We start from the raw sequence: 12,241 nt of genomic DNA, 5'->3' as shown, positions 1-12,241 counted from the left end.
CTTGGCGCCTGGCTCAATGTCGCGTCGTACAGACAAGGCGGTCGCGCGCGCCTGTCACAGGCGTTACTGGCCCGAAACAAACGTAGGAGCGAGCGCAGCTCGCGATGCGCCGCGCGGGCGGCGCTCGATCTAACAGGCGCTAAACCCCTCAAGGCATGCGCTTTCAGCCCAAACGCAACTCACAACGTCACACCTTCAGCACCAACTTGCCAAAATTCTCCCCATTGAACAGCTTCAGCAGCGTCTCGGGGAACGTCTCCAGCCCCTCCACCACATCTTCCTTGCTCTTCACCTGCCCACTGGCCAGCCACCCGGCAATCTCCAGCGCGGCCTTGCCGTAGTCCTTGGCGTGGTCCATCACCACAAACCCTTCCATACGGGCACGGTTCACCAGCAGCGACAGGTAGTTGGCCGGGCCTTTCACCGCTTCCTTGTTGTTGTACTGGCTGATCGCGCCGCAAATCACGATGCGGGCCTTGAAGTTGATACGGGTCAGCACGGCGTCGAGGATGTCGCCGCCCACGTTGTCGAAGTACACGTCCACGCCCTTGGGGCATTCGCGCTTCAGGCCGGCCAGCACGTCTTCGGCCTTGTAGTCGATCACCCCGTCAAAGCCCAGTTCGTCCTTCAGGTACTGGCACTTCTCGGCGCCCCCGGCAATGCCGACCACGCGGCAGCCTTTGACCTTGGCAATTTGCCCGACAATGCTGCCCACCGCACCGGCCGCGCCGGAGATGACCACGGTTTCGCCGGCTTTGGGCTGGCCTACTTCCAGCAGGGCGAAGTAGGCGGTCATCCCGGTCATGCCCAGTGCCGACAGGTAGCGGGGCAGGGGCGCCAGGCTGGGGTCGATCTTGTGCAGGCCCTGGGGCTCGCCGGTGAAGTAGTCCTGCACGCCAAGGGCGCCGCTAACATGGTCGCCCGGCTTGTATGCCGGGTGGTTGGAGGCAACCACTTCGCCCACGCCGAGGGCACGCATTACCTGGCCCAGGGCCACAGGAGGGATGTAGGACTTGCCTTCGTTCATCCAGCCGCGCATGGCCGGGTCCAGCGACAGGTACAGGTTGCGCACCAGCACCTGGCCTTCGCCGGGTTGTTCGGCAGGCACGCTTTCAAAGGTGAAGTCGTCACGGCGCACGGCGCCGACCGGGCGTTTGGCGAGCAGGAAGCGGCGGTTGGTCTGGGTCATGGCGGGGTCCTTGTGGGCAGTGGAAGATACTAGGTGTTCAATCTACCTTGTTGATGTAGGCAGGTGGTTAACATCACTGACAAGCATGGTAGCCCAACCGTCGGTGTGATGATGCTGCCCGGCCAGACGGTGGCTGACTATGCTCTGAACCCCACCATCCCCCTCAGGAGCACGCAATGAGCATGACCTTTTCCGGCCAGGTAGCGCTGGTCACCGGCGGCGCTGCCGGTATAGGCCGGGCAACGGCCTTGGCGTTCGCCCGCGAGGGCCTGAAGGTGGTAGTGGCCGACCTCGACCCGCTGGGTGGCGAGGCCACCGTAGCGCAGATTAACGCCGCAGGTGGCGAGGCGTTGTTCATTGCCTGTGACGTCACCCGCGACGCCGAGGTGCGCCAGTTGCACGAACGCCTGATCGCCGCCTTTGGCCGGCTGGACTATGCCTTCAACAACGCCGGCATCGAGATTGAGCAGCACCGGCTGGCTGAAGGTAGCGAGGCGGAGTTCGATGCCATCATGGGCGTGAACGTGAAGGGCGTATGGCTGTGCATGAAGTACCAGTTACCCTTGCTGCAGGCCCAAGGCGGTGGGGTGATTGTCAATACAGCCTCGGTGGCGGGGTTGGGAGCGGCGCCGAAGATGAGTATCTACAGCGCCAGCAAGCACGCGGTGATCGGCCTGACCAAGTCGGCAGCCATCGAATACGCGAAGAAGGGTATCCGCGTGAATGCCGTGTGCCCGGCGGTAATCGACACTGACATGTTCCGCCGCGCCTACGAGGCCGACCCACGCAAGGCCGAGTTCGCCGCGGCCATGCACCCGGTGGGGCGCATTGGCAAGGTCGAGGAAATCGCCAGCGCCGTGCTGTACCTGTGCAGCGATGGCGCGGCGTTTACCACCGGGCATTGCCTGACGGTGGACGGCGGGGCCACAGCGATCTGAGCCAACTCAGATTGCCTGTTCTGGCCCTATCGCCGGCAAGCCAGCTCCCACAGGGCGCGTGGTACCCGAAGTTAACGCGAACCCTGTGGGAGCTGGCTTGCCGGCGATAGGGCCCTGCCAGACCAACACAATGCCAGCCCAACCGCTGCACAGCCCACCACCAACACCCCGCCAAACACCAGTAACGCCATCCGTGACCCCAACCGGTCACTCAGCAACCCGGTAAAGATTACCGGCAAGCTGAACCCCAGGTACGCCAGCAAGAAGAACCCGGCACTGGCCCGTGTTTTCTCACTGCCAGCCAACCGGTTCACCGCCGCCAGCCCACCCAGGTAGATAAACCCGTAGCACGCACTGCTGGCCGCCACAGCACCCAGCAATACCGCACTCAGTTGCCCGCTGTCCGCGCCCCAGGCCAGCACGGAACAGCTGCAGGGCAGTATCAGTAGCCCCAGCAGCGTGGCCGTGCGGCTGCTCAGGCGCCGGGCCATCGGCTGGAACAACAGCCCGCAGCTGATCACGCAGAAGGTCGAAAACCCTGACCAGGCACTAAGGCCATGCTGGCGCAGGATGCTTGGCAGCAAGGCGATCACCAGGCCCACGCAGGCCCATGCCAGCAAAATTGCCAGGCCATAGGCCACGCTGCCACGCGGGTAGCAGGGCAGGCGCAGCATGGGGTTGTGTTGTGCCGGGCGGGGGTCGGGCAGGCGCCATACCAGTACGACGGCCAAGGCTGCCAACAGCAGTTGCAGGTGGAAGCTGCCTGGGGTCAGGCTGGGGCCGCGCAGCAGGAACAGGCTGGTCAGCGCTGCGCCCAAGCCAAAGCCCAGCGATGTGCTGGCGGTGACCCAGTTGGCCGCGCGGGTTGTGTGCTCACCGCCCATCAGCTCGCCCATATAGGCGGTGGCCGTCGCCGAAGCCAGCCCGGTGCCCAGGCCCAGGAACAGCCGGGCAAGGCCCAGGGTTTGCAGGTTGGGGGCCAGCAGCATCAGCACGGTGGCGATCATCGACAGGGCAAGTGCTGCCACAATCAGTGGCCGGCGCCCGACCCGGTCGGCCAGGCCGCCCAGGGCCAGTAGCACGGGCAGTACGCCCAGCACATACCCGGAGAACGCCACCGCAGTGGCAGCGGCGCCCTGGCCGGAAAGGTCGGCGTAGGTGATGTACAGCGGGGCCTGCAGGTTGACGGCCAGGGTGATCAGGCAGAGGGCGAAGGCCAGACGGGCCGGGGCGGAGGGCATGGGTAGGGGTCCTGGTTTCTCTGGTGGCTGTACCGGCCCTTTCGCGGGTGAACCCGCTCCCACAGGATCACCACAGCCGCGAGAGGAGTGAAAAGCCTGTGGGAGCGTGTTCACCCGCGAAAGGGCCGGGCCTGCTCACTCTGATGCCAGGCTATTCCACCTGCCAGACACACCGTCACTCCATTTATGCTTAACTGTTCGCCAAAAATTTGCGAACACTTACCCATGCACTTCTCACTCGATCGCACCGGCCCCACCCCACTGGTGCAGCAACTCACCGACCACCTGCAAGCCTGGATCGACCAGCAACGCCTGCGCCCCGGCGCACGCCTGCCATCGATCCGCGCGCTGGCCCGCAGCCAGGCGGTCAGCGCGTCCTGTGTGATCGAGGCCTACGACCGCCTGGTCGCCAGCGGCTGGCTGGAGGCCCGCCACGGCACCGGCTTTTTTGTCGCCGAGCGCAAGCCCGGGCCCCCGATTGACGATACGCCACCCTGGGGGGAGTCTGGCGACGGCAACTGGCGGCAGTTTCGCGAGGGCCATGACGAGTTGCTGAAACTGGGCTGCGGCTGGCTGCCCAGCAATTGGCGCGCCGCCACCGAGCTGGCCCAAGCGGTGCGGCAGGTAAGCCGCGGCGCCGCGCAGGACCTGTTCGACTACTGCCCTCCCTTGGGCCTGGCCAGCCTGCGTCAGCAATTGCACAAGCGCCTGGCGCAGCTGGGCATCGCTGCCGGCCCCGAGCACATCCTCACCACCCACGGCGCCAGCCACGGCCTCGACCTGCTGGTGCGTACCCTGCTGCGTCCAGGCGACACGGTATTGGTGGAAAACCCTGGTTACTACAACCTGTACAACCTGCTGCGTCAGCACCAGGTGCACATGCTGCCAGTACCGCGTACCACAGAGGGCCCGGACCTGGCGGCCGTCGAAACCCTGCTGGCCACGCACAAGCCGCGCTGCCTGTTCATCAACAGCCTTTACCAGAACCCTACCGGCACCAGCCTGACACCCAAAGTCGCCTACCGCCTGCTCGAACTGGCCCGCGAGCATGATCTGCGCATTGTCGAGGACGATATCTACGCCGACTTCCAGGAGGGCCCGGCTACACGCCTGGCCACCCTCGACAGCGAGCAACGGGTGATCTATATGGCCAGCTTTTCGAAAACCCTCAGCAGTTCGTTGCGGGTCGGCTACCTGGTCGCCGACCCTGCGTTGCTGGCGCGTCTGGCCGAGCTGAAGATGGTCAGCGGTATCGGCACGTCACGCTTTGCCGAGCAGGTGGTGGGCCAGATGCTCGCCAATGGCAGCTACCGCAAGAGCGTGCAGCGCCTGCGCGTACGCCTGGGCCAGCACATGGCCAAGCTGCTGGGCCAGCTGGAGCAGGCGGGTTGGCAGGTATTTTGTGAGCCTTGTGGCGGTATGTTCGTCTGGGCGCGGGTGCCAGGCCGGGACTTCGCCAGCCTTGAGCAGGTGGCGCGCGAGCATGCGGTGCTGCTTACCCCGGGCAGCGCGTTCGATTACCAAGGCACGCCCAGCAGTTGGCTACGCATCAATGTCGCTTATGGGCAGGATTCCCGTGCCCAGGCCTTCCTCCAGCATGCGGGGCGACCTCTGCCAAGCTGAAAACGACACGCCCATAGCTATTTGACACTATCCTGACGCCAAGCCCTTGTTCATCGGCGGGCAACGTTGCCACCCTTGGCCTTCGGGATAACCTCGCACGCAGAAGGGGAATCGGCGATGGGCGCGAGCAAGCACAGTGTGCTGGCCAACTTGGGCATGGCCCGCAAACTCGGCCTGGGCTTTGCCTTGGTGCTGGTGCTGACCCTGGCGGTGGCGGCCATCGGCATCGCCGCGCTGCACAGCGTGGGCCAGCGCTTCGACAGTTTGCGCCAGCTGGCACAGTTTAATACCGACCTGCTGCGTTTGCGTCAGCATGAGCAGGCGTTTGCCCTGCGTTCCGACATCCAGCAGGCCGAGGCCTTGCGCAGCGGCTTGCAGGGCTTGGCTGAGCGCGCCCGAGGCCTGCCGGCGCTGGTGGCGGCGGAAACCGATCTGGCTGCCTACGGCCAGGCGTTCGAAGCTTATGTGGCGGCGGTACAGGCCAAGGAGCTGGCGCTGGACATGGCCAGCTGGTCGGTGTCCAGCGTCGCCAATAACCTTGATGTGCTGCAGGCCGGCCTGGCCGACGACGGCGTATACACACTCAAGCAGTCCCAAGGCCAGCAGGGGGGCGAGTTTCTTGAGCAGGCTGCGCAAGTGGCGCAAGTGTCGCGGCTGATGTTGCAGGCCATGGACGAAGCGCGGGTGCGCCTGGAAAAAAGCCGCAAGGGTGAAGAGGGCGTAAGCCAGGAGCGTATCGCCCAGACGGTGGAGGCCGCCAGCCTGGTTGGCCAGTTGCAGGCCGCGGTCAGTGATGCCGGTTACCAGAGCGTGCTGGGCGAGGTGGCGGGGCACATCGGCAGCTTCTCGGAAAAACTCAACGAATACACCGACCAGTTGGCCCGCGAGCAAGGGCTGAAAGCCCAGTTGCAGGCCAGTGCTGAGCAAGTCACCGGGAGGGTCGACCAGGCTTACCTGGGGCAGGAGCAGGCGCTGCAGGGTGAGCTGCAACGCAATGCCGTGGCCATTGCCCTGGCCACCGGCTTGGCACTGCTGGTGGGTGTGCTGGCCGCCTGGCTGATCACCCGCGCGGTGGTCGGCCCGCTCAAGCATGTGATCGCCCGCGCCCAGCGCATTGCCGCTGGCGAGCTGGGTTTTGACGCCCAGGCACCGCGTGGTGACGAGGTGGGGCAGCTGATGCAGGCCATGCAGCAGATGGCCGCGGGCCTTTCGGGCATTGTCAGCGGCTTGCAGCAAGGCATCGAACAACTGGCAGGTAGCGCTCAGGCGTTGTCGGCAGTGACGGAGCAGACCAATCGCGAGGTGGGCAGCCAGAAGGAGGAAACCGAGCAGGTGGCCACTGCCATGCAGCAGATGACTGCCACCGTGCACGATGTGGCGCGCAATGCCGAGGAAGCGGCGCAGGCGGCCCAGGCGGCGGACGACAAGGTTGAGTCGGGGCAACAGGTGGTGCGCCAGAGCATGCAGCGCATCGAGCAGTTGGCGGCGGCGGCAGAAACCGCCAGCGCCGGCATCGACAGCCTCAGTGCCGAAATCCACACCATCGGCGACGTGCTGGAGGTGATCAAGAGCGTGGCCGAGCAGACCAACCTGCTGGCGCTGAACGCCGCCATCGAAGCCGCCCGCGCTGGCGAGCAGGGGCGTGGTTTTGCCGTGGTGGCCGACGAGGTGCGTGCGTTGGCGCGGCGTACCCGACAGTCTACCGAGCAGATCGAGGTACTGGTTGCCAGCCTGCGCGGTAACGCCCAGCAGTCGGTGGCGCAGATTCGTGGCAGCACTGAACTGGTTCGCCTGGCAGTGGCTGATGCGCTGCAGACGGAGAGCGCGCTGGGCAGCATTGCGGCTGCGGTTTCATTGATTCAGCAGATGAACCAGCAGATTGCCGCGGCAGCCGAGCAGCAGAGCTCGGTGGCGGAAGAGATCAGCCGCAGTGTCACGCAGATCCGCGGCAGTGCGGACCAGGCGGCGCTGGCGATGCAGGACAATGCGCGGTCGAGTGTGCAACTGGCGCAGTTGGGCACTGATTTGAAGGGGATGGTGGGGCATTTCAGGTTGTGAGCCTGGCCATGAGTATCTGTCGCCTGGACCGGCCTCTTCGCGGGTTTACCCGCGAAGGGGCCAGTCCAGACGATAAAAACCTCAGGCCTTGCGCGGGTTGAGGATCATCAAGGCCAGCACCCCCGCCACAATCCCCCAGAACGCCGAGCCAATCGAGAACAAGGTCAGCCCCGAAGCCGTCACCATGAAGGTAATCACCGCCGCTTCACGCTCGCGCGCTTCGCTCATGGCCACGGTCAGCCCGTTCATGATCGAACCAAAAAGCGCCAGTGCGGCAATCGACAGCACCAGCTCTTTCGGCAACGCTGCAAACAGCGCCGCCAACGTCGCGCCGAACACCCCGGCAATGCCGTAGAAAATCCCGCACCACACCGCGGCGGTATAGCGTTTGCTCGGGTCTTCATGGGCGTGCGGCCCGGTGCAGATCGCCGCGCTGATCGCCGCCAGGTTGACCCCGTGCGAGCCGAATGGCGCCAGCAGCAGGGAGGCAAAGCCGGTGGCCGAAATCAGCGGCGAGGCTGGCACCTGGTAGCCGTCGGCGCGCAGCACGGCCACGCCGGGCATGTTCTGCGAGGTCATGGCCACCACGAACAGCGGAATGCCAATGCTGATGGTGGCCGCCAGCGAGAAGCTCGGAGTGGTCCACACCGGCTTGGCCACTTCCAGGTGGAAGCCGCTGAAGTCCAGCAGGCCCAGGGCGCCGGACAGTGCCGTGCCCACCAGCAGCGCCGCCAGCACGCAGTAACGCGGCGACAGCCGCTTGACCAACAGGTAGCTGAAGAACATGCCCAGCACCAGCAATGTGCGATGCTGCGCCGCAACGAAGATTTCGCTGCCGATCTTGAACAGGATGCCCGCCAGCAACGCCGAGGCCAGCGAGGCCGGGATACGCTTGACCAGGCGCTCGAAGCTGCCAGTGAGGCCGCAAATGAGCACCAGCACGGCACAGGTGATATAGGCACCAATGGCCTCGCCATAGCTCACCCCGCCCAGGCTTGTGATCAGCAACGCGGCGCCGGGGGTGGACCAGGCCACGGTGACCGGCGTGCGATAGCGCAGCGACAGGCCGATGCTGCACACCGCCATGCCGATCGATAGCGCCCAGATCCATGACGAAATCTGCGCGGTGGTCAGCCCGGCCGCCTGGCCAGCCTGGAACATCAGCACCAGCGAACTGGTGTAGCCGGTGAGCATGGCGATGAAGCCGGCGACCACCGCCGACGGGGAGGTATCTGCCAGGGGCCGCAGGCGTGCGGAAGTGGCATCGGTCATGAACAAAGTCCTTGTAAAGGTGTAAGCAGTTTTTTCAGACTACAGCGAGCAAGATTGATCCTTGCCATACAGCAGCCATTGCTTTTAGCCGTACAGTCGCCAACTATTGGGCGCAATTAAAAAACTGCACGGTTTGGCACCTGCCTTTTGTAGGAGCAGCCTTGTGCTGCGAAGAGGCCCTTACAGGCGCAGCAAATGCATAGGCTGGAACGGCCTCTTCGCAGCGCAAGGCTGCTCCTACAAGGGCGATACAGATACGGCGACAGGGGAGAGGGGCGATGTACAAGGTCTATGGCGACTACCAGTCGGGCAACTGCTACAAGGTCAAGCTGATGTTGAGCCTGCTGGGCCGGCCATATGAATGGCACCCGGTGGACATCCTCAAGGGCGAGACCGGAACGCCCGAGTTTCTGGCGATGAACCCCAACGGCAAGGTGCCCGTGCTGGAGCTGGAGGACGGCAGCTACCTGTGGGAGTCCAATGCCATTCTCAACTTCCTGGCCGATGGCAGCGAGTTCCTGCCCAGCGAACCGCGCCTGCGCACGCAGGTGTTGCAGTGGCAGTTCTTCGAGCAGTACAGCCATGAGCCGTACATTGCCGTGGCGCGCTTTATCCAGTTTTACCTGGGGCTGCCGGATGAGCGGTTAGATGAGTACCGCAAGCTGCACAAGGGCGGCTACAAGGCACTGAGGGTGATGGAGCGACAGCTGCAGATGACGCCTTACCTGGTGGGTGATCAGTACTCGATTGCCGATGTGGCCTTGTATGCCTACACCCATGTGGCGCAGCAGGGCGGCTTCGACCTGGCGGAGTACCCGGCGGTAAGGGCCTGGCTGGAGCGTGTCAGCAGCCACCCGCGGCATGTGCCGATGGTGGGTTGATTGTCAGCCTGTGCTGGCCCTATCGCCGGCACAGGATGACTAGAATCTGTCAGGCCGACGCAAACCGCTCATCCAGGTAGGCGATGATGGCTTTGGACTCATACATCCAGGTCACCTTGCCAGCTTCTTCAATGCGCAGGCATGGCACTTTCACCCGGCCGCCACCTTCCTGCAGGGCCTGGCGGTGCACCGGGTCGTTCTTGGCATCGCGCAGCGCCACCGGCACGTTCAGCCGGTGCAGGGTACGGCGGGTCTTGACGCAGAACGGGCAGGCCTGGAACTGGTACAGCTCCAGGCCCTTGGCCGCTTGCTCGACGCGGGCCTGGGCAGCGGCGTCGCGCTTGCGCTTGGCCGGGCGGCTGATCCAGTCAGCGAACACGATGAGCTGGCCGAGGCCAACCCGCAGGGCTTTGACGATCATGGGCAACTCCTGAAATGCAAAAGCCGACCCGGAGGGGGTCGGCTTGGGGTCAGCAGCCAATCACTTGATCAGGCTGAGGAACTCGCTGCGGGTGGCGGCGTTATCGCGGAACTCACCCAGCATCACCGAGGTGATCATGGTCGAGTTCTGCTTCTCGACACCGCGCATCATCATGCACATGTGCTTGGCCTCGACGACCACGGCTACACCGGCGGCACCGGTGACCTGCTGCACGGCTTCGGCGATCTGGCGGCTGAGGTTTTCCTGGATCTGCAGGCGACGGGCATACATGTCGACAATGCGCGCTACCTTCGACAGGCCCAGTACCTTGCCCTTGGGCAGGTAGGCCACGTGTGCCTTGCCGATGAACGGCAGCATGTGGTGTTCGCACATCGAATACAGCTCGATGTCCCGGACCAGCACCATTTCGCTGTTGTCAGAGCTGAACAAAGCGTTGTTGGTGACTTCTTCCAGTGTTTGCTCATAACCGCGGCAAAGGTACTTCATCGCCTTTGCAGCCCGCTTGGGCGTGTCGAGCAGGCCCTCACGGGAGACGTCCTCGCCAATCTGGCTGAGGATCTCGGTGTAGTTCTGTTCCAGGGACATGGATCTACCTGTGGGAAAAAATCGCAAAAACGAAGGTTACGGCGGTGAGGGCGGCGCTGCAAGCGCGGCGTTACTCGTCGCGGCCTTCGAGCATGGTTCGCTTGAGCATCACATACACCGCGCCAGTGCCGCCGTGGCGGGCGCTGCACGAGGCAAAACCGAGCACTTGCGGGTGCTGGCGCAGCCAGGTGTTGACGTGGCTCTTGATCATCGGGCGCTTGCCGTCCAGGCGTGCCGCCTTGCCGTGGGTAACCCGTACGCAACGCACTTCCAGCTTGGTGGCTTCGGCTATGAAGTCCCACAGGGTTTCGCGGGCCTTTTCCACGGTCATGCCGTGCAGGTCGAGGCTGCCCTCGAACGGAATCTGCCCCAGCTTCAGCTTGCGCAGCTGGCCTTCCTGCACGCCGTCGCGGCGCCACATAAGCTCGTCTTCGGCGCCAACGTCGATGACGAACTGGTCGGACATGCCGTCGATGACCAGGGCCTTGTCACTGCGCACGGTTGCAGCCTGGCGCAGCCCGGCCAGCTTCTGGCGGTCGGCCTTGGGCTTGCCGACTTCGGCGCGGTCGTGGCGAATTTGCTTTACGCCACGCACTTCGGCCTTGAACAGGGAAAAATCGTCGTCTTGCATGATGCCTCCACGTGGGCGGCGTAGTTTACGCGACTGTGGGGCGGTGTGCAGCCTGTGCCGGCCCTATCGCCGGCAAGCCAGCTCCCACAGGTACTGCACAACATTCAGGCTTGTGGTAATCCTGTGGGAGCCTGCGCTGGCCCTATCGCCGGCAAGCCAGCTCCCACCGGTACTGCACAACACTCAGGCTTGCGGTAATCCTGTGGGAGCCTGCACTGGCCCTATCGCCGGCAAGCCAGCTCCCACAGGTACTGCACAACACTCAGGCCTGTGGTAATCCTGTGGGAGCTGGCTTGCCGGCGATAGGGCCAGTACAGGCTTCAGTCGTGCTTTTTCATCAGATGCGGCGACAGGTTCAGTTCCCGCCCGCGACGCAAGCGAATGCGGCTGCGCCGCCAGAAGCGCACGCCCAGCCACAGCAGCAACAAGCCAGCCCCGGTGAGGATGCTGGACAATGGCTTGTTGGTATTGAGTTCTTGCAGTGCAGGGTAGTTGCCCAGCAGGCCTGCGACACCGGCCATGGCCAGCAGCACGCCCAGGGTCGCCAGCAGCGCCGACAGGCCGGCCGCCAGGCGGGCGCCCCAGTTGCGCGGCTGGCGCGGGCGCAGGCGCTTGGCGTCGAAACTGCCTTTAAGCTTCATTCCGCTCTCCTCTGTGGATATCCGGAATTCGACCTGCCGCCGCCCATCGGGTTCCGCCCGGCTGCCGGGCGGTCATGCCCAGCCGCTCAGATCAGGCTGGCGGTGGGGGCCACGCAAGCGAAGTTGTCGGCCATGACGGCCATTTCGCACTGGTGAATCTGCGCCGCCGGGATTACGCCATCCTTGAAGGCCAGGTCGCGGGTTGCCGAGGCGTCTTCCACCAGGGTGCACCGGTAACCATAGTCCTTGGCGCGGCGAACGGTGGTGCTGACGCTGGAATGGCTCATGAAGCCGCAGACAATCAGGTCGAGATGGCCAAGCGCCTGCAGCGTTTCGTGCAGTTGGGTGTTCTTGAATGCGTTGGGCATGCGCTTTTCAATGACGATTTCACCTTCCAGCGGCTCCAGCCCCGGAATGAACTGGCCGGCAGGCCCCTGTGGATCGAAGCGGCCACCAACAGTGCCCAGGTGGCGAACATGGATGATCGGACGACCGCTTTTACGGGCGGCGTCGAGCAACCTGGCGATGTTGGCCACGGCCTCGTCCATGCCCGACAGCTGCAGGGGCCCACTGAGGTACTCCTTTTGCGCATCGATGATGATCAGGCTGGCGTGGCTCAGCTTGGCCGGCGGGTAGTCGCGGCCAGTGAGGCGGAACATCGTGGTTGGAACGGACATCAAGGGCTCCTTGGAAGGGCTTTTGTATACCTATTGTCCCCTGCCTTGACGCCAATGGGAATG

Annotated in this window: 12 protein-coding genes and 1 pseudogene; 5 read left to right on the top strand and 8 right to left on the bottom strand. The window is 64.2% G+C overall.

Annotated features, from left to right (window positions below; genetic code table 11):
- Positions 1-187 precede the first annotated feature (187 nt).
- Entirely contained in the window at positions 188-1,189 is a 1,002-nt protein-coding gene (locus ACN6NG_RS22410; RefSeq protein ID WP_353456486.1) for an NADP-dependent oxidoreductase, read from the bottom strand.
- A gap of 176 nt (positions 1,190-1,365) precedes the next feature.
- Between ACN6NG_RS22410 and ACN6NG_RS22405 the strand changes: the two genes are divergently transcribed.
- Positions 1,366-2,127 carry an SDR family oxidoreductase gene (locus tag ACN6NG_RS22405; RefSeq protein ID WP_016500975.1) on the top strand — a complete coding sequence of 254 codons (762 nt, stop codon included), beginning with the start codon at positions 1,366-1,368 and terminating at the stop codon, positions 2,125-2,127.
- A gap of 71 nt (positions 2,128-2,198) precedes the next feature.
- Here ACN6NG_RS22405 and ACN6NG_RS22400 read toward each other — a convergent pair whose 3' ends face one another.
- Positions 2,199-3,368 carry an MFS transporter gene (locus ACN6NG_RS22400; RefSeq protein WP_474316263.1) on the bottom strand — a complete coding sequence of 390 codons (1,170 nt, stop codon included), beginning with the start codon at positions 3,366-3,368 and terminating at the stop codon, positions 2,199-2,201.
- 225 nt (positions 3,369-3,593) lie between these two features.
- Here ACN6NG_RS22400 and ACN6NG_RS22395 point away from each other — a divergent pair, with 225 nt between their 5' ends.
- The 3 genes and pseudogenes from ACN6NG_RS22395 (at position 3,594) to ACN6NG_RS22385 (ending at position 7,049) form a co-directional block, all read left to right on the top strand.
- Positions 3,594-4,991 carry an aminotransferase-like domain-containing protein gene (locus ACN6NG_RS22395; RefSeq protein WP_197863471.1) on the top strand — a complete coding sequence of 466 codons (1,398 nt, stop codon included), beginning with the start codon at positions 3,594-3,596 and terminating at the stop codon, positions 4,989-4,991.
- Positions 4,992-5,108: 117 nt separating this feature from the next.
- A pseudogene (locus tag ACN6NG_RS22390) lies at positions 5,109-6,188 on the top strand (HAMP domain-containing protein); the annotation flags it as partial.
- Entirely contained in the window at positions 6,168-7,049 is an 882-nt protein-coding gene (locus ACN6NG_RS22385) for a methyl-accepting chemotaxis protein (protein WP_371321159.1), read from the top strand. The pseudogene ACN6NG_RS22390 and the gene ACN6NG_RS22385, both read left to right, overlap by 21 nt.
- An 81-nt stretch (positions 7,050-7,130) precedes the next feature.
- Here the strand turns inward: ACN6NG_RS22385 and ACN6NG_RS22380 are convergent, their stop codons facing one another.
- Positions 7,131-8,321, bottom strand: coding sequence for a benzoate/H(+) symporter BenE family transporter (locus ACN6NG_RS22380; protein ID WP_016500971.1), 1,191 nt, complete (start codon positions 8,319-8,321; stop codon positions 7,131-7,133).
- A gap of 278 nt (positions 8,322-8,599) precedes the next feature.
- Between ACN6NG_RS22380 and ACN6NG_RS22375 the strand changes: the two genes are divergently transcribed.
- On the top strand, positions 8,600-9,202 hold the full coding sequence (locus tag ACN6NG_RS22375) for a glutathione S-transferase family protein (protein WP_353456487.1): 603 nt from the start codon (positions 8,600-8,602) through the stop codon (positions 9,200-9,202).
- A gap of 49 nt (positions 9,203-9,251) precedes the next feature.
- On the opposite strand, the gene ACN6NG_RS22370 is transcribed toward ACN6NG_RS22375, so the two are convergent.
- From ACN6NG_RS22370 to ACN6NG_RS22350, 5 genes are all read right to left on the bottom strand, one after another.
- Positions 9,252-9,623: a glutaredoxin family protein gene (locus ACN6NG_RS22370; protein WP_474316259.1), complete on the bottom strand. Its 372-nt coding sequence runs from the start codon at positions 9,621-9,623 to the stop codon at positions 9,252-9,254.
- A 60-nt stretch (positions 9,624-9,683) separates the two neighbouring features.
- The gene (gene folE / locus ACN6NG_RS22365; protein ID WP_003252789.1) at positions 9,684-10,229 is read right to left on the bottom strand and encodes a GTP cyclohydrolase I FolE; all 546 of its coding nucleotides are present in this window, start codon (positions 10,227-10,229) and stop codon (positions 9,684-9,686) included.
- Between the two features lie 70 nt (positions 10,230-10,299).
- Positions 10,300-10,860, bottom strand: coding sequence for a Smr/MutS family protein (locus tag ACN6NG_RS22360; RefSeq protein WP_043201135.1), 561 nt, complete (start codon positions 10,858-10,860; stop codon positions 10,300-10,302).
- 320 nt (positions 10,861-11,180) lie between these two features.
- Positions 11,181-11,501 (bottom strand): hypothetical protein, encoded by a 321-nt coding sequence (locus ACN6NG_RS22355; RefSeq protein WP_060497502.1) that lies wholly within the window; start codon positions 11,499-11,501, stop codon positions 11,181-11,183.
- A gap of 86 nt (positions 11,502-11,587) precedes the next feature.
- The gene (locus ACN6NG_RS22350) at positions 11,588-12,178 is read right to left on the bottom strand and encodes a cysteine hydrolase family protein (protein WP_012271080.1); all 591 of its coding nucleotides are present in this window, start codon (positions 12,176-12,178) and stop codon (positions 11,588-11,590) included.
- Between the last annotated feature and the right edge of the window lie 63 nt (positions 12,179-12,241).

The organism is Pseudomonas sp. TSO6 (assembly GCF_056098905.1).
Note: the sequence above shows the minus strand (reverse complement) of the source record. Positions and strands in the feature narration are given on the sequence as shown.